Source organism: Actinopolymorpha pittospori (genome assembly GCF_014873875.1).
Taxonomy (GTDB): Bacteria; Actinomycetota; Actinomycetes; order Propionibacteriales; family Actinopolymorphaceae; genus Actinopolymorpha; species Actinopolymorpha pittospori.
In genome coordinates, this window is the sequence record NZ_JADBEM010000001.1 from 2,371,906 (window position 1) to 2,388,278 (window position 16,373).

At 65.5% G+C, this 16,373-nt stretch carries 17 protein-coding genes and 3 tRNA genes; 8 read left to right on the plus strand and 12 right to left on the minus strand.

Annotation, left to right across the window (positions count from 1 at the left end):
• The first annotated feature begins 346 nt into the window (after nt 1-346).
• Nucleotides 347-1,318: a prolyl aminopeptidase gene (gene pip / locus HEB94_RS11255; protein WP_192749848.1), complete on the plus strand. Its 972-nt coding sequence runs from the start codon at nt 347-349 to the stop codon at nt 1,316-1,318.
• A 67-nt stretch (nt 1,319-1,385) separates the two neighbouring features.
• On the opposite strand, the gene HEB94_RS11260 is transcribed toward pip, so the two are convergent.
• The 3 genes from HEB94_RS11260 to HEB94_RS54475 form a co-directional block, all read right to left on the minus strand.
• Nucleotides 1,386-2,774 carry an NF041680 family putative transposase gene (locus HEB94_RS11260; RefSeq protein WP_337917608.1) on the minus strand — a complete coding sequence of 463 codons (1,389 nt, stop codon included), beginning with the start codon at nt 2,772-2,774 and terminating at the stop codon, nt 1,386-1,388.
• 353 nt (nt 2,775-3,127) lie between these two features.
• Complete coding sequence (locus tag HEB94_RS11265; protein WP_420481525.1) at nt 3,128-4,018, minus strand: IS3 family transposase; 891 nt, start codon at nt 4,016-4,018, stop codon at nt 3,128-3,130.
• Complete coding sequence (locus HEB94_RS54475) at nt 4,015-4,305, minus strand: transposase (RefSeq protein ID WP_345483072.1); 291 nt, start codon at nt 4,303-4,305, stop codon at nt 4,015-4,017. The genes HEB94_RS11265 and HEB94_RS54475 overlap by 4 nt, the downstream gene beginning before the upstream one ends.
• Before the next feature lie 377 nt (nt 4,306-4,682).
• On the opposite strand from HEB94_RS54475, the gene HEB94_RS11270 reads away from it, so the two are divergent.
• On the plus strand, nt 4,683-5,588 hold the full coding sequence (locus HEB94_RS11270; protein ID WP_192749851.1) for an aminoglycoside phosphotransferase family protein: 906 nt from the start codon (nt 4,683-4,685) through the stop codon (nt 5,586-5,588).
• Nucleotides 5,589-5,651: 63 nt separating this feature from the next.
• Here HEB94_RS11270 and HEB94_RS11275 read toward each other — a convergent pair whose 3' ends face one another.
• Nucleotides 5,652-5,957 (minus strand): hypothetical protein, encoded by a 306-nt coding sequence (locus HEB94_RS11275; protein ID WP_192749852.1) that lies wholly within the window; start codon nt 5,955-5,957, stop codon nt 5,652-5,654.
• On the opposite strand from HEB94_RS11275, the gene HEB94_RS54480 reads away from it, so the two are divergent.
• The gene (locus tag HEB94_RS54480) at nt 5,939-6,133 is read left to right on the plus strand and encodes a hypothetical protein (RefSeq protein ID WP_420481583.1); all 195 of its coding nucleotides are present in this window, start codon (nt 5,939-5,941) and stop codon (nt 6,131-6,133) included. The two genes, HEB94_RS11275 and HEB94_RS54480, sit on opposite strands and share 19 nt — an antisense overlap.
• Before the next feature lie 40 nt (nt 6,134-6,173).
• On the opposite strand, the gene HEB94_RS55090 is transcribed toward HEB94_RS54480, so the two are convergent.
• Complete coding sequence (locus HEB94_RS55090; RefSeq protein ID WP_202896274.1) at nt 6,174-6,518, minus strand: integrase core domain-containing protein; 345 nt, start codon at nt 6,516-6,518, stop codon at nt 6,174-6,176.
• A gap of 594 nt (nt 6,519-7,112) precedes the next feature.
• On the opposite strand from HEB94_RS55090, the gene ltrA reads away from it, so the two are divergent.
• The gene (ltrA, locus tag HEB94_RS11285; protein WP_192749853.1) at nt 7,113-8,390 is read left to right on the plus strand and encodes a group II intron reverse transcriptase/maturase; all 1,278 of its coding nucleotides are present in this window, start codon (nt 7,113-7,115) and stop codon (nt 8,388-8,390) included.
• Here ltrA and HEB94_RS11290 read toward each other — a convergent pair.
• Together HEB94_RS11290 and HEB94_RS11295 are read right to left on the minus strand one after the other, a co-directional pair.
• Nucleotides 8,339-9,154 carry an IS3 family transposase gene (locus HEB94_RS11290; RefSeq protein WP_238361489.1) on the minus strand — a complete coding sequence of 272 codons (816 nt, stop codon included), beginning with the start codon at nt 9,152-9,154 and terminating at the stop codon, nt 8,339-8,341. The two genes, ltrA and HEB94_RS11290, sit on opposite strands and share 52 nt — an antisense overlap.
• Before the next feature lie 8 nt (nt 9,155-9,162).
• The gene (locus tag HEB94_RS11295) at nt 9,163-9,480 is read right to left on the minus strand and encodes a transposase (RefSeq protein WP_192749855.1); all 318 of its coding nucleotides are present in this window, start codon (nt 9,478-9,480) and stop codon (nt 9,163-9,165) included.
• A gap of 77 nt (nt 9,481-9,557) precedes the next feature.
• Between HEB94_RS11295 and HEB94_RS11300 the strand changes: the two genes are divergently transcribed.
• From HEB94_RS11300 to HEB94_RS11310, 3 genes are all read left to right on the plus strand, one after another.
• The gene (locus tag HEB94_RS11300; protein ID WP_192749856.1) at nt 9,558-9,743 is read left to right on the plus strand and encodes a helix-turn-helix domain-containing protein; all 186 of its coding nucleotides are present in this window, start codon (nt 9,558-9,560) and stop codon (nt 9,741-9,743) included.
• On the plus strand, nt 9,740-10,975 hold the full coding sequence (locus HEB94_RS11305) for a tyrosine-type recombinase/integrase (protein WP_192749857.1): 1,236 nt from the start codon (nt 9,740-9,742) through the stop codon (nt 10,973-10,975). The genes HEB94_RS11300 and HEB94_RS11305 overlap by 4 nt, the downstream gene beginning before the upstream one ends.
• Nucleotides 10,976-11,472: 497 nt before the next feature.
• Nucleotides 11,473-11,853: a VOC family protein gene (locus HEB94_RS11310; protein WP_192749858.1), complete on the plus strand. Its 381-nt coding sequence runs from the start codon at nt 11,473-11,475 to the stop codon at nt 11,851-11,853.
• Between the two features lie 209 nt (nt 11,854-12,062).
• Here HEB94_RS11310 and HEB94_RS11315 read toward each other — a convergent pair whose 3' ends face one another.
• The 5 genes from HEB94_RS11315 to HEB94_RS11335 all read right to left on the minus strand — a co-directional run bounded on the left by HEB94_RS11315 (nt 12,063) and on the right by HEB94_RS11335 (nt 15,867).
• Nucleotides 12,063-12,914 (minus strand): NAD(P)H-binding protein, encoded by an 852-nt coding sequence (locus HEB94_RS11315; RefSeq protein ID WP_192749859.1) that lies wholly within the window; start codon nt 12,912-12,914, stop codon nt 12,063-12,065.
• 726 nt (nt 12,915-13,640) lie between these two features.
• A tRNA-Phe gene (locus HEB94_RS11320) sits at nt 13,641-13,717 on the minus strand.
• Between the two features lie 38 nt (nt 13,718-13,755).
• Nucleotides 13,756-13,829 (minus strand) — tRNA-Asp (locus HEB94_RS11325).
• Nucleotides 13,830-13,872: 43 nt separating this feature from the next.
• Nucleotides 13,873-13,945, minus strand: a tRNA-Glu gene (locus HEB94_RS11330).
• A 182-nt stretch (nt 13,946-14,127) separates the two neighbouring features.
• Nucleotides 14,128-15,867 carry a metallophosphoesterase gene (locus HEB94_RS11335; protein ID WP_192749860.1) on the minus strand — a complete coding sequence of 580 codons (1,740 nt, stop codon included), beginning with the start codon at nt 15,865-15,867 and terminating at the stop codon, nt 14,128-14,130.
• A gap of 107 nt (nt 15,868-15,974) precedes the next feature.
• On the opposite strand from HEB94_RS11335, the gene HEB94_RS11340 reads away from it, so the two are divergent.
• Complete coding sequence (locus HEB94_RS11340; protein ID WP_337917610.1) at nt 15,975-16,328, plus strand: metallopeptidase family protein; 354 nt, start codon at nt 15,975-15,977, stop codon at nt 16,326-16,328.
• The last annotated feature ends 45 nt before the right edge of the window (nt 16,329-16,373 follow it).

Genomic DNA, 16,373 nt, shown 5'->3' on the forward strand with positions numbered 1-16,373 from the left:
GGGCCCTGGCCGCCGTCGTCCACGACGACTGCCTGATGGTGTCGGCACAGCCCGCGCCCGGCGGCACGGCGTACGCCGGCAAGGGCGCGTCCTTCCGCCTTTCAGGTCCAGGCAGGCCAGGTGCTGTGAGTGGCCGACGCTCAGGATGGTCATGCTGCGGTGGCTGATGCTTGCCGCTGAGTGGGTCGGTTGGCGTCACGGCTGGCGTCCCGTCCGGATCTCGATTCGGTCGCGATCGGCGCTCCAGCACGCTCGTGTCGGCGCGCAGGGTGCTCGGCCTTCCTGTGATCCTCGGCGTGGTTTCAGCCACTCGATCAGAAGCCTGGGCCCTGACAGGATGGCCGGCATGTCCGCGTACCCACTGATCGAGCCCTACGACAGCGGTCAGCTCGACGTCGGGGACGGCCACTCCATCTACTGGGAGACGGTCGGTTTGCCAGCGGGAACTCCGGCGGTGTGGCTCCACGGCGGGCCCGGAGGTGGGTCCGCGCCCGGCCATCGGCGCCACTTCGATCCGTCCCGCTACCGGGCGGTTATCTTCGATCAGCGCGGATGTGGCCGTAGCCGGCCCCTGGCGAGTGACCCCGACGCTGACCTATCGACCAACACCACCGATCACTTGGTCCGCGATCTCGAGCGGCTCCGCACCCACCTCGACATCGATCGGTGGGTAGTGGCTGGAGTCTCTTGGGGAGTGACCCTCGGCCTGGTCTACGCCGAACGGCATCCCGAACGCGTACTCGGCATGGCCTTCGCCGCGGTGAGCGCCGGTCGCTGGCAGACAATGCAGTGGATGACGCGTGACATGGGCCGAGTGTTTCCCCGCGAGTGGGAACGCTTCGCCGAGCTCGTTCCCGAAGCCGAACGCGGAGGTGACCTGGCCGCCGCCTACGCCCGGCTGCTGGCCAGTCCCGACCCCGCTCTGCGGGAGGAGGCAACCCGGCGCTGGTGCGCATGGGAGGACACCCATGTATCGCTAGCCCCCGGACACCGACCGGACGTCAGTGTGGCGGACGTGTCCTGGCAGCAGGTCTTCGCCCGGCTAGTAACCCACTACCGGGGGCACCGCCGCTTTCTGGCCGACAACGAGGTGATGGCCAACCTGCACCGCATTAACCACATCCCAGCCGTGCTGATCCACGGCCGCTACGACGTATCCGGACCACTCGACACAGCCTGGGAACTGCACAAGGCCTGGCCCGCCAGCCGCTTGGTCGTCGTTGACGATGCTGGGCACTTCACCGGAAGCATGGGTCGAGAGTTAACAGCAGCCCTCGACTCTATGAGCCGCGTCCAATCCCCGTCGCAGGCTCCTTGAGCGGTCGTCAGGGTCATGAGGGTCGGAGGGTTTGGCCGGTCTCCTGGCTAAAGCCTTAGCTTGTCGTTTAACCTCTGGTCCTTTCGTCATGAGGTTGGTTGGTGTGTTTGCCGACGTTGTGGCGTGGTGCTTGTTGGCGGTTTTTACGGCCTGGTGGGCGTCCTGGGCCTGGCCGGCTGGGTTTTGGTGCGCGGGCGGGGACGGGTAGTTTCCGGTGGATGTTCCGATAGCCGCGGTGTACTTGTGCCGGTGTGAGCGGGCGGCCTGCTGGTTGGCGGGGTTCCCAGGGGCGACGGATGTGGTCAGTGCGATCGCGGGCAAGTCGTAGCTGGGTGTAGGCGACGACGATGAGCCAGGTCCAGCGGTCGGCCGCTTCGGGGTGGCGGATCTTCGGTTTGGTCCAGCCGAGGGTTTGTTTGAGCATGCGGAAGGTGTGTTCGAGATCGAATCGGCGCAGGAATGCCCGCCAGGCTCGGTCAACGGTTTCAGCGCTCAGGTTGGTGGATGATGTCCATAGCCACAGCGGTTTCGGGTCACGCTCGCCGGGCAGATGGTCGACGGACAACCGGATCAAGCTGCCCTCGGTGACCGGGAGTTCGCCTTCGTGGCCGGTCCAGGCCGCGCGGCGGGTGAGCCGCGGGTGTAGCCGGTTCCAGCAGCTCGCGGTTGCGGTGCCATACCGGGGTGTGTCGTTGGCTGTTGCCACATCGGGGGGCGTCCAGGTGTCGGGGTCGGGCAGTGAGAACTCGGGTCCGTGTTTGGGTGGGCGGCCGCCAGCGCCTGGTGTGCGTGGTGGTTTCGGGTGTCGCAGTACGCGGTCTGAGCGCAGCCGGCCCACCAGCTGCACGGGCAGGTCGTCCAGCAGATAAGCCAAACGCGTCACGTCGTAGCCGGCGTCGAACACGATGAGAATGTCTGGATCACCGGGCTGCCACTGTCTGGCTTGCACGAGCCGGGTGACGACGTCACGGACCTGGCGTGCGGTGGCCTCGGTTTCATCGTCGGTAGGTCCAAGCCGCACCACATCGAGGATCTGTGTCCAGGAGCTGGGTCCGCTCTCCAACACTGCGACGAAGGAGTACGGCCAGCCCGGGATCATCTGTGCCTGGTTCTTGCCGCGGCCGTAGGTGTGGCAGAACAGTCGTTCCGCACTGGTGTCGGCGTCCGGGCGTAGCCAGTTACTGACATCGACGGCCAGCACGATCCGCCCATCCCGGTCACGGGGAAGCGGCAGCCCACTCAGCGAGTAGCTCAGCCTGGTGATGTCGATCCGTCCGGCATTCAACCCGTCATACAGCGCGCCATGCCCGCGCCGGTGCTGTGCAGCAAGGCACAACTCGACCAGCGTGTTCACCGGTCCCTGCTCACACAACACGGCGTCGGCCAGCTCGAACAAGGCATCCGCACGCGCGGTCAAACAGTCATAGAACACGACCCGGAACCGGGAAAGATCCACAACAGTGTTGGTGTCCTGCTCGCCTGGACACGGTACATGAGGCACACTGATCTGCGCGGCCATCGCTTGCCACCTTCGGACGTTCTTTGGTCGGAACCCGAAGAGCATCAGGCGATGGCCGTTCCATCACCACAACGACACGCCGAACAAGGTCAGACCCGCACCCCGAGCAGGACTCGGGAGGTTAAACGACAAGCTTAGGCCCGGGCTCAGCCCGCAACAGCTGGGTCCCGCGAAGCGCGTACCTACGGAGTGGTCACGCAACAACGCCATCGACGCCCTACAACGAACCATCGACTTCCTCGACACCCACCTGAAACTGAAGTTCCCCCCGCGGAGCGGACACTCAACTTCTACGCGGCAAGGGTTGTGTGTGGACTGTATCTGAGGCGTGCTTCGAGTGGTGTGACGTAGCCCAGTTCGGGGTCCTTGCGGAGCCTTCGGCGGTTGTAGTTCACCTCGATGAAGGTGAACACATCGGCGCGGGCGGCCTGTTTGCTGAGCCAGACCTCGGTCCCGATCTCTGCTTTCAGGATTGCGAAGAAGCTCTCGGCGGCAGCGTTGTCGTAGCACGTTCCGACTCGACCCATGCTCTGGCGCATCGTCAACTTGTGTATCTCGCTGCGGAACTCGCGTGAGGTGTACTCGCTGCCGCGATCGCTGTGGAAGATGCAGTCCTCCTCTAAGTCGCCGCGGGCGTGGGCCATGCGCAGGGCGTCGATGACCAGATCGGCGCGGTGGTGGTCAGCCATGGACCAGCCGAGCACCTCGCGGGTCGCCAGGTCGATGGCGGTGGCGAGGTAGTACCAGCCCTGGGCGGTGGGCAGGTAGGTGATATCGCCGACCAGTCTCGTGCCGGGCCGCTTCGCGGTGAAGTCGCGGGCGATCAGGTCCGGCGCCGGCGCAGCCGTGGTGTCGGCCTTGGTCAGGCTGCGGCGCCGACGCCGTGTGATGCCGCGGATCCGGCGTTCTCGCATGATCCGCTCCACCTTCTTGCGATTGACCGCCCGCCCGCTGCGGCGCAGGGTGGCGTGCACCCGCGGGACACCGTAGGCCCCCATGGAGTCGCGGTGGATCTCGGCGATCTCGCCGGCCAGGACGTCCTCCTCCCGGGCGCGGGCCTCGGCGGCAGGCCTACCCGCCCGCCAGGCATAGAAGGAGGAGCGGGAGATCTCCAGCACTCGACAGATCCGCTTGACGCCCCAGGCATCGTGGTGATCCTCAACGAAACGGAAGCGGATCACCGTATCGTCTCCGTGGCGAAATAGGCGGCCGCCTTGCGGAGGATCTCGATCGTCTTCTGCTGCTCGGCGGTCTGCTTGCGCAGTCGCTTCAGCTCCTCACGCTCGGTGCTGGTCAGTGCCCCAGGCCGGCCCTCACCCCGGTCGGCCCCATCGCGGTTGACCCAACCGCGCAGCCCTTCCGGGCTGACCCCGAGCTCCCGCGCGATCTCGGTGACGGTCCGCTCCGGCGAGGAGCGCACCAGCGCGACCGCGTCCCGCTTGAACTCCTCGGTATACCGCTTACTCATGTTGCTCTTGGTTCCCACCTGGCACTACTTCCTCTGGGCTCACACGTCCCAGTCTCCAGGTGTCCACTCCGCGGGGGGAACTTCAAACAGCCAGAAGCCGAGGCGAAACGATGAGGTGATCAGCTAGCACATCGACGGCGGGGTTGTCTGCGTCGAGGTGCGTCGTTCAGTGACCGCTCTAGTTCAACTGCTGCTGCAACGCAGCCGAAGCCCGTGTTGTCATCGCACATGGCCGGGGCGGCCGCGTCGTTGACCAACGTTGGCGCATCGGTTTGGCGTAGGCGGCCTCAGCGCCCGGGGTGCAGCCCAATCGGTCTCGTCAAGCCCGGCGCGCAGCAAGGGCTGCAACGGCACCGTCCTATGCGACGATGGCGATCATGCCTGACGAACAAACGCCTGTCTCGGCTCGTCGGTCTGCGGCGGAGGGCTTTGTCAGTGAGGTCAACGCGCAGACAGGCAGTGACCTGCGGCTGGTTGGGCTGCCGGATCTGGGCACGCCCAGTGGTGCTGCCTACGTGCGCTGGCCGGACGGGCGCCCTGGCGTACTCACCCGGTCGATCCTGAGCCCCGACACGTTGCATGTCTTCGCCGACATCCTCGCCATGGCCTCGGCCCGCGGTGTCCCGGTGCCGCGGTATGAGCTGATCACTGCGCTTTCCCAGGGTTCGGCCGTCGTTCAGCAACGGCTGCCTGGTTCACCGCCGCGGCACATCGATCCATCGATGGTCGATGCGATGGTCGCTGTCAACGAGTCGTTCGCCGGACTCCTCGCCGACTGGCCGCAGGTGGAGGTTCCACAGCTGCATCTACGCCAGAGCGGTGAGGGCACGTGCCTCCACGAAACACTGCAGCGCTACGACGATCGCAGCAGGAGACTGCTCGGCTGGATCCGGGACGTCGCAACCACAGGTCCGGACCAGCTGACAGGTGATGACCTCGTGCACTGGGACTTCGTACCAGGCAACCTCTTGTTCGACCCGATGGGAGCCGTGACGGGCGTCGTCGACTGGTTCACTATCGCACGCGGTGACCGCCACTTCGGACTGATGAAGGTGCGCTTCAACCTTGGACACTTCGCCGCCGACGGCACGGGCGGCTACCCAACGGTGACCGCCGCGGCGATCAGTCGCCTGGACGATCTCCTCGATCAACTGCTGGAACCAGCCACGTACGACCTGTACTGGGCGCACTGGAGCCTTGCACTCGTCGACTGGACGATCCGCCAAGGCCAACAGTCCAAGATCGACGCCTACCTCGACCTCGCCAACACCCGCATCCGCTGACCCACGTCGCTGACGGGCAGCTCAATGCGTGTCGTCAAGGGCGCCAGCATCCACGCGGCGCCGTCACGCCGCGGCGGAGTAGCCGGCATCGTAAAGCTGATGACTTCGGAGCATTGCGTATAGGACGTTGATGCGTCGTCTGGCGAGGGCGATGACGGCCTGCTGGTGGGTCTTGCCTTCTGATCGTTTGCGGGCGTAGAAGGTCTTGCTCGCTAGATCGCTGGTCAGGGCGCAGAACGCGGACTGGTAGAAGATGCGCTTGAGTCTGCGGTTGCCGCCGGCAGCTCGGCGCAGGTAGCGCAGCTTCCCGCCGCTACTCAGCCACCTTCCGCCAACTCCGCCAAGCCCGCATTGACTGGCGGAGAGCACACCACGAATCCGCCGACCACCTCGAAGAGCACCAGGTCCTGGCGGTCGTTGGTGAACTCGTCTACACCGGCACCGGCTGGCACACCACCGGTGACGCCCTCCTCGCCAACACCGCCGCAGCCCTCGCCCGCGAGCAACGCCAAACCGGACGACTGGAGATCGCAACCAACGGTTGACACATCCAAGTGTCAAGCCCCGGGTTTCGTGGAGACTGATTTAGTTGGTTCCTGCCGCGGCCAAGACCGGGTTGGTCTGGGCGTGTGATGCCGTGCCGGCATCGGTCTGGGACGCTTTGGTGGCGTCGTGGTGGTGGCCATGCTGGGCGTCGGGCTGCTCGTCGTGGTCGTCAGGGTCGGTGGCCTGACGGGCCCAGTAGGCGGCCTCGTACTCGGCGGGCGGGACGTGCCCGAGCTCGCCGTGCAGGCGTCGTTGGTTGTACCAGTCGGCCCACTCCGCGACCGCGATCTCAAGGTCGTCGATCCCGCGCCACGGTCCCTTCCGCCGACGCGCTGGACCGCGGACGAGCTCGGCTTTGAACAGCGAGTTCAGCGCCTCGGCCATGGCATTGGTGTGTCCTGAAGGGAGCTGAGGTTTTCTGTTGTAGAAGGCAGAATGATCGGCAGTGACCATGCTGTTGCAGAGATGAAGGTAGGTCCTTCGGTATCGGTATACAGGTACTGGTGCCAAACCGCCGCGAGCTGCTGTGGTGAATGAGCCATGGTGGTGAACGTCCGCGGAAAAGCCGTCGTGAGAGGCGGCAGGTATGAGCCAAGAAGGCGAACGAGAGTGAACCATCGACGACGTGTCGTTAAGCCAGGTGGCATCAAAACTAGGGCCTTAATGCTGTCCTGGGATAAGTCAGAGGGAAACCTGTCTACTGCTCTGGCGGTGCCCGGCATGAAGATGGCGCGAGTTTGGCTTCGGCTCTGCAGCGGAACAGGAGAACTCCTCGGCACGACACGGGTTCCAGTGGATTGGAGCAGGAACCCATCGGGAGATCGGCAAGCGGCTAATCCGCGAGCCGCAGAGTACCGGGCACGTGCCAGGAGGGCGGAACGTCTCGTAGTAGTGATGAAGCGCCCGTAATGGGCGCGGAGCGAAGGAGACGTGTCGTCGAGTGTCGTCCAGCGATCAACCAAGCACGGGAGGAATTGCGTGGGCGAGACAAGATCAGCAGGTAAGTCGTTTGACATTCCGAGAACGCTGATATGGAAGGCATACCTGAAAGTCAGTGACAACAAGGGTGCGGCAGGGGTCGACGGGCAGTCGTTGGCAGAGTTTGAAGAGGATCTTCAGAACAATCTGTTCAAGCTCTGGAACAGGATGTCGTCGGGGAGTTATTTCCCAGCGCCGGTAAAGGCCGTTCCCATCCCGAAGCCGGATGGTGGCACACGGATCCTCGGAGTGTCCACTATCGCCGACCGGATAGCGCAGACGGCCGTGGCGATGATCCTGGAGCCGGACGTGGACCCCGTGTTCCACTCCGATTCCTACGGTTATCGTCCAGGGAAGTCTGCGCTGGACGCGGTGGAGGTGTGCAAGCAGCGGTGCTGGAGACGCCCATGGGTGGTCGATCTGGACATCCAGGGTTTCTTCGACAACGTTCCGCACGCTCAGATCGTCGCCGCGGTGGAGAAACACACCGACCTGCCGTGGGTTGTGCTGTATGTGAAACGGTGGCTTGTCGCGCCGGTTCAGCAGCCAGACGGTAGTCGTGTCGTTCCCGTCAAGGGAACTCCACAAGGATCGGCAATCTCACCATTGTTGTCGAATCTCTTCCTGCACTACGCGTTGGACTCCTGGCTGGCCAGGAAGTATCCGGTGGTGCGGTTCGAGAGGTACTGCGACGACGTTGTCCTGCACTGTTACAGTCAGCGGCAAGCGAAGTTCATTCGCCATGTTGTTGCCGAACGGTTGCTGGAGTTCGGGTTGGTCTGTCACCCGGACAAGACCCGCATCGTCTACTGCAAGCAGGAGGGGCGAGATGAGGAGTACCCGGTGACGAGCTTCACGTTCCTGGGCTTCGATTTTCGTCGCGCCCCTATCCGTCGCCGTGACGGCGTGCTGATGTGCGGGTTCGTCCCGCTCGTCGGCAAGGCTGCGTTGAAGTCGATGGCGCGGGTCATCCGGCAGTGGAAGCTGGGTCGCAGGACCAGTCTGAGTTTTCGGGGCCTCGCCGCGATGGTCAATCCCATCGTATCGGGGTGGATCAACTACTATGGGCGCTTCTACAAGTCCAGGTTGATGCACTTTCTAGAGCAGCAGATCAATCCCTTCCTGGTGAAGTGGGCGATGCGGAAATACAAGCGACTGCGCCGTGCCAAGGGAAAGACGCGCCGGAAACTGGCCGAGATAGCGTCAGCGTTTCCAGCGATGTTCGCTCACTGGAAACACGGCGCGATGCCTACTGGTTCGACGGTGGGAGCCCGGTGACGGGAGACTGTCACGCCGGGTTCTGAGAGCAGCGGCGGGTGAAATTCCCGCCGCTGACTCACCTCGTAGCTGTCTCCTCTACTTCCAACCGACGCGACCGCGTCGGCCTCCTCCAGCCGCTGGGTGTAGCGCAACGCGCGGTATTGCACGCCTCTGTCGCTGTGATGGACCAGGCCGGCCACGTCCTGACTGGCGTGTTCACGCCGCCAGATACCCATCTGCAGTGCATCCAGTGCGAGCTCGGTATACAGGCTGATCGACACCTGCCACCCGAGGATCATGCGGGAGTAGACGTCGAGCACGAAGGCCACATAGACCCACCCGTCCGCGGTGCGCACATAGGTCAGATCGGCCACCCACAACTGGTTCGGACGTGACGCGGTGAAGTCGCGTCTGACCAGGTCACAGGGTCGCTCGGTCTCAGCGGCCGGCTTGGTGGTCCGGGGGTGCTTGTCCCGGGTGACGCCACGGACACCTTCGGCGCGCATCAGCCGTTCGACCGTGCACTTGGCCACCTGATGGCCCTGACGGCGCATCTCGTGACACACCTTCCTCGCGCCGTAGACCTCCAGGTTCTTCACATGCACCTCCTTGATCTGCTCGACCAGGATCTGGTCACGGACAGACCGAGCCGACGGCGGCCGGGACTTCTGCGCGTAGTAGGTCGACGGCGCGATCTCAGCAGGCGTTCCCTTCAACGCCGTCAGGACCGGCTGGACGCCACCGTGCTCCGCTTCCACGGAGTCCACGAACTCGACCTTCAACGCCGTGTCTATCGACTCGGACGGTCCAACTCCGCCGCGAAGAAAGACGCCGCCGACTTCAGAATCGAGTTCGCCCGGCGCAGCTCACGGTTCTCCCGCTCCAGCTCCGCGATCTTGGCCGCGTCCGATGTCGTCGTCCCCGGCACCACCCCAGCGTCAACCTCAACCTGCTTCACCCACGTCCGCAACGCTTCCGGATGCACCCCGAGTTGGTCCGCGATCCGCTTCACCGCGCCCATCCGAGACCCCGGATCCTGCCGAGCCTCCACCGCCAACCGCGTGGCCCGCTCCCTCAACTCATCCGGGTACTTACGCTGCGCTGCCATCGTCCTCGTTCCTCCAGGCTTCGATGTCTCCATCTAACCCGGGGCGAGACAAAGTGCAGGAGACAGGAGAAAGGCTGATGGAACACCTGTTACTGACCACTGCCGAGGCGGCAGAGCGGCTGCGGATCGGCAAGAGCACGCTGTACGACCTCATCCGGTCCCGTCGTCTTCGAACTGTAAAGATCGGCAAGCGTCGTCTCGTGCCGGTCGATGCTCTGCCAGAGGTGATCGCTCTCCTGGTGGAGGAGGAGTCCGCGGCATGACCGAAAAGCTGCGAGAGGCGCGGAGACGTCGTCCGAACGGCAATGGCACCGTCTACCAACGCAAGGACGGTCGATGGGTTGCCCGCGCGTACCTGCTCATGCCAGATGGCACCACGGCCCGCCGGGACTACTACGCCGCGAGCGAGAATGCTGCGAACCGCAAACTCGTCGCAGCGCTCTCGAAGTCGCACCAGAGGATACCCGCGGAGGCGACGGGCTGGACGATCGAACGGTTCCTGCTCTACTGGCTGGAGCACGTCGTGCGGCCGGCTCGTAAGCCCAAGACGTATCAAGGCTACGACGTGGTGGTTCGCGTACACCTGATTCCGCAGCTGGGCCGCAAGAAGCTCCACCGGCTGACCGGGGCGGACGTACGCCTTTACCTGACCAGGCTCCGCAACACCTGCCTGTGCTGCCTGCACCGCGTCGACGCTCGACGGCCGAAAGAAGAGCGGAAGTGCTGTGCGGTCGGACGCTGCTGTCAGAAGCTCCCATCGGCTCGGCTCGTTCAACAGGTCCACGCCGTGGTCAGGAACGCACTGCAGGCGGCCGTACGAGAGGAGCTGATCGCCAGGAACGTCGCCAAGCTGGTCCAGGTCTCCGCCCCGACCTACGAGGTGAACCGCGGGATCGATGCCGACGAAGCGAGGACCCTTCGCGTCGTCGCCAAGAACGATCGCTTCTACGCGCTGTACATGCTCGCCCTCTACGTCGGTCTTCGGCGCGGCGAACTGCTCGGGCTGCGATGGGAGGACATCGATCTTGCGGACGGGACGCTCGAGGTACGGCGGAGCCTGCAACGGGTCGGTGGCCGCCTCCAACCAGTCACGCCCAAGACTCGGAGCTCGCGGCGAACCGTTCCCCCGGTCGGCATCTGTGTGGATGCCCTCACCGACCACAGAACGCGGCAGGAACGCGAACGGGAGGCGGCAGGCTCCGCTTGGGCCGACTCCGGCTACGTGTTCACCACGACCACTGGAACACCGGTCGAACCAGACAACCTGCGCCGCAGCTGGTATCCGATCCGAGAGGCGGCCGGCCTGGATGAGGCCCGGTTCCATGATCTGCGGCACAGCTGCGTGACGTTGCTGCTGGAGCTGGGGACGCCGCCGCACATTGTGCGGGACATCGTGGGTCACTCGGACATCGACGTCACGATGACGATCTACGCCCACGCCTCGCTGGAGGAGAAGCGGGCGGCGTTGCGGAGGCTCGATGAGCGGCTTCGGTAGATCCGCACCGGACCACCGTTGGCGTCACGGCTGGCGTCATCGCAGGTTCTGCGGTACACCCTGGATCGGGTTTCCGCAGGTGAGAGGTGGTGGGCAGGGGCGGGGTCGAACCGCCGACCTTCCGCTTTTCAGGGCCACGGAGCCACGTTCACCGGCCTCCGCCTGGGTACGTCTGCGCAGGTCAGCGCCATCCGCGGCCGTCGCCGAACGGTCCCGGACGCGAGTGAATGAGACCACGTCTGAGACCAGTACGGACCGCGGCGAGACCGCTACGTTCAGCACCGACGGCTCATGCCGTCTGGTGTGAACCTGCCGGATCGCCAGAAAGGCTGCGGGAACCGATGTGAGAACCCGCATCGGGGTCCTCGCCTTGCACGCACGTGGCCGGCAGGAGTGTGGCCAGCACGAGGACGCCGATACGCCGGCCAGCAGTTTGCGCGTTGTGGGGAGCGCTGCGACGGCCCTGTCCGTAGGCCAAGCGTTGTTACTCTGCTGTCGTGCATCGCAGCCGATTCTCGACACTCTTGATCGATGTACCACGTGACGAAGCGCCTGCAGCCACCAGCTTCTGGTCGGCGACGTTGGGAGTTCTGGCACGGCCGGTACCAAATGAGGAGCAGTTCACCGGCCTCCCCGGGTCGTTCCCAGGACTTGTGATGGCGATCCAGGCGGTTGGTGACCAGGCCCGCTACCACCTGGACATCGAGACCGACGACGTGGATGCCGAGACTGCGCGGCTGGTCGGCCTCGGGGCTGTCGAGATCAGCCGGTGGCTCGACTGCCGAACCCTGCGGGTCCCCGGCGGTCACCTCTTGTGTGTGATCCCTCAGCACAGTGATCCGGAGACCTTCGAGAAGTACTCACAGGTCTGGGACTAACTGCTCCCGATCATCGCGGTCAGGCCATCTGTACACCGGGGATCCATCGTCGCCCCCGCCGGGTACCGGACCTGCCTGTTGCTTGAATCTCCTCAATGTCCGTCGCCGCTCCAGTCTGACGTACGGAAAACGTCCGCCATCTCACGCCGGGTGGAGATGCGACCGGGATGCGACCAGGAGAAGCAGACGCCGCTGTCGCGAGCCCGGGCTCACGCCGGACTCTTCGTACCGGTGAAGAAATCCAGATGTCGGGAGAGCCAATCGGCAAAACTCGTGGCCGGCCGCCCGAGAATCTCCGCAACGGTTGGCAGAGCCGGCTGCGGGTCCCATTCGGACCGCTCCAGCAGGTCGAGATACCAGTCGACGCGTTCCGGTGAACCATTCCCGCGCATGTGTGACCGGGCCTCTTCGCGCGACATCTCCTCGAAGGTGATGTCGCGACCGATGGCGTCGGCGATCTTCCGGACAAGCGCTTTTCTTTCGAAGGTCTCCGGACCGGTCAGCAGGTACCGCCGACCAGCATGACCGTCGGCCAGCAGCGCGACAGCCGCGACGGCCGCGATATCGCGCTGGTCGATCGACGCGTGCGCGGTCTTGGCGAACGGAGCGCGGACGACTCCCTCGGCTCGGATCGAGTCAGCCCATTCCAGGGTGCTCGCCATGAACTCGCCGGGACGTAGCATCGTCCATTCCGCGCCGGTTTTCTCGACCGCGTGTTCGACCGCGTACCACCACCAGCCCCCCGGGTCGCTCGCGGCCTCTTCGGCCGCGTTGAACTGCGATAGGGCGACGATGCGACCGACTCCGGCGGCGCGAGCCATGTCGGCAACCGTCCGCGCGGTGCGGGGATAGGGCGCGAGGTACATCGCGTCGACACCGGCGAGAGCGTCGCGTACGGTGTGTGGCCGCCCGATGAACCCTTCGTAAACCTCGACATCGGGCGGCAGGGCAGCCGCGGCCGGGCGGCTTGTGAGCGCACGGACGTCGACTCCCGCAGGCAACAGTTCGTCGACGACCATCCGGCCGACGTTCCGGGTCGCTCCGGTCACGAGCACTCTCATCGCGGCACCTCCTACACCGCGGCCATCCTCTCAGCCCGGACCGGCTGCGCCGACGACACCCACGCCAGTCGCTGGTGTACGTATGCACCTGCCGGTCGCATGCACGCGGCCGACGACAGCGACGAGGTCGGGTCCTGGACAGCGCGGCGGTAACAGTTCGGGTGGGAGTCCGGGGTCGCGGATTATGTCCACCAGCGGGGTCGTCGATAGCTCGACGAACCGCCAGAGATCCCACGCGTCAGCCGCGCGGGCGGCGTCAACACGGGTTGCTCCGGGCCGACAAGTCGGCCCGGAGCGGAGCCTCTGACTTAGGTCCGAGTCGACCTCCAGCCTGACCCAAACGAGCTGCAACACCGGGCGACAACGAGCACGTAGTCGAGGGCGTTCGGAGCGAACGAGTAGATCACGATCAGGCTGCCCGCCTCTACGGATATGAAGGTTTCGCGGGTGATCACCTCGTACGCCTCGCTCACTCGCCGGTCGCAGACAAACAGACCCGTGCCGAACGAGGACTGCTCAGAAGGAAGGGTCCGCTCCGATCAGGGACACATTGGACGCATGTCCCTAACCCGCGCCGACCTTCCGCTTCAGCGTCAGACGCTGACAGGCCGCTGAAGAGGCACGATGCCGTCGGTGGTCTCAGTTTCCGTGCCCTGCTGGTCTCAGTTGTTTGGGACCCGATGGGCACTCACTGCAGGCGATGCAAGCCGCTGACCTGTGCGAATGTGGTGGGCAGGGGCGGGGTCGAACCGCCGACCTTCCGCTTTTCAGGCGGACGCTCGTACCAACTGAGCTACCTGCCCATGCAACAAGGTGATCGGCAATGTGCCGATCACCCCAGCGACCCCGACGGGACTCGAACCCGCGGCCTCCGCCGTGACAGGGCGGCGCGCTAACCAACTGCGCTACGGGGCCATCTTTTGCTTGCGACCGGAATGCTATCGCATGTCGGTTGCCGTGCCCCCAACGGGATTCGAACCCGTGCTACCGCCTTGAAAGGGCGGCGTCCTAGGCCTCTAGACGATGAGGGCAGTCCAGCCGGATCTCTCCGCCGTCAGGGACTGCACAAGTGTATGGGTAGGCCGCTGGGCGGTCCAAACCGGGCGGACCCCTACCAGCCCGAGCGTCGCGCTGCCCCGTTTGACCTGGTCGTTTCCGCCCAATCCGGGCAGCCCCTCGGCACAGCGGCGGCCAGAGCCAGCCAGTCGTCGACCTACGGCGGGTTCGGTACGACCGACGCCGGCGGCGAGGTCAACGTCCCTTCGGGCACCCCCGGCGGCAGCGCGGGCGGCAATCCCGGTGGTGAACCAGTCGGCGAACCTGGCAGCGTTCCCGACGGCGAGGACGTGGATGTCGGCTCCTCCGTCGGGAGCCGGGTGATCGTCGGTGTCGGGATCGGGCTGTCCGGGACTGGCCCGGATGGTGTCGGGATCGGGCTCGGCGTCGTCGCGCGTTCGGGCTTGACCTGGTGGCGCTCGATCTGGGCGGAGGTGAGACCGAGCCCGCCCAGGGTGATCTCGTCCCAGGCCTCGAGGGCGCGGGTACCCCGGTCGAGGTAGAGCACCGACATCTCGATGGGCGCCGGTGTCGGCTTCTCCAGCGCCCGCAGTCCCGCGCCTCCGGTCGTACCCTCCTGCATCAGTCGGCTGCCCTTGGGGAGGGTGATGTTCAGCCGCTTGTGCGCGTGCCCGGTGAGCAGCAGAGACGCCCTCCCGTCGAAGAACGCCGCGCCCGCACTGTCGTGGTAGACGATCGCGTCCACCTCGGGCTCGGAGTTGTCCGCCACCTTCGCGAGGGAGATGGCCTGCCGCGCGACCGCCTCGGTCTCCGACGGAATGTCGCGGTTGCTCCGGTCCGGAGTGAAGCGCGGGTCGCCGGCGCCGAGGAACCGGATGCCCTTCACGGTCTGGACCTTGCCGTCGAGCACGACGACGTTGGGGAGGCTGCGCATGGCCTGTTCGGTGATGACCGAGTCGTGGTTGCCGCGTACCCAGACGTACGGCACCTTCAGCGAGGGGATCCGCTGCAGGAAGTAGTTCTCCGCGGGGAGGCCGTGGTCGGTGATGTCGCCGGAGTCGACGATGACGTCGACGGAGTACTGCTGGACGACGGACGCGATGACGTCCCAGGCGTGCTCGCCCAGGTGCAGGTCGGAGACGTGCAGGACCCGGATGACGTTCGCGTCGGGCTGGTAGGCCGGGAGGGCGGCGGTGACGTCGTAGAGCTTGGTGACGTTGGTGACCAGCCGGACGAGTTCCTTGGAGTACGCGTTGAAGTTCTGGGCGAGGTCCTCCGCGTCACCGATGAGGGACGGTGCGCTGGTGAGCAGCCCGGTGTACTTCGGCTCGGTGATCGCGCGCGGGTTGAGGCTGAGTCCGGCGTAGGAATAGATCGCGGTGATCGCCACCGCGGCGGCACCGCCGACGGCGAGCGTCGGACGTGGCCGGCGTACGGCGATCAGCGTGACCAGCATCGCGCACGCGGTCCCGGCGACCAGGCCACGGCCGGCGGTGGCGTAGACGCCCTTGCGGACGTCGGTGATGACGTCCTCCTCGAGGTGAGACAACACGCTCGGGTCGTCGAAGATCTGCTCCGCGGCGTCCTGGTTGATCCGGTCGACGTCGACCTCGAGCCGCAGCGGGCCGTCATGGGTGTCCAGGGCGAGCGTGCCGAGCGGGGGCAGGGAGAGGACGGACTCGCCGTGCGTCGCGGGTACGAGGCGCATCGTCGTCTCGACCGGCCCGATCGGGCGTGAGGTGGCGCCGAGCAACGACATGCCGAAGCCCGCGCCACCCGCGGCGAGGATCACGACGCCGGTGACCAGTGCGGGCCGGCGCAGGTAGATCGCCACCAGAGCGAGGAGTCGCACAAGTACCCGCGCGAAGTGTCCGAGCTTCGAGGCGAACCTGGTCGCGCGGGGGAGGAGTTCGGATACCTGTCGTGGGGCGGGCATCCCCACCGTTGTACCCCACTCTGGCGACTTGTGCTGGCTCGCCGATCATGCGGCGGGTCGAGGCCCCCTGCCAACCCAGACCGATTTGCCCAGCCCAGAATGGTTATGTGCTCGACATCAACCGGGAGCAGTTCGAGGAACTCGTGGGCCTCGCCCTCGACGAGATCCCGGGCGAGCTTGCCAGCCTCATCGACAACGTGGCGGTCTTCGTCGAAGACGACCCGCCTCCGGAGGAGCCGAGGGACCTGCTCGGGCTCTACGACGGGACCCCGCTCACCGACCGGGACCACAGCTACGGAGGCGTGCTCCCGGACCGGATCACCATCTTCATGAACCCGACTCTGCGGATCTGCGACTCGTACGAAGAGGTCGTGGAAGAGGTGCACGTGACCGTCGTCCACGAGATCGCGCACCACTTCGGCATCGACGACGACCGCCTGCACGAACTCGGCTACGACTGACCGTTGGTGTGCTGAGGGGCCGGCCGGTCAGGTCACGGCCGGCCC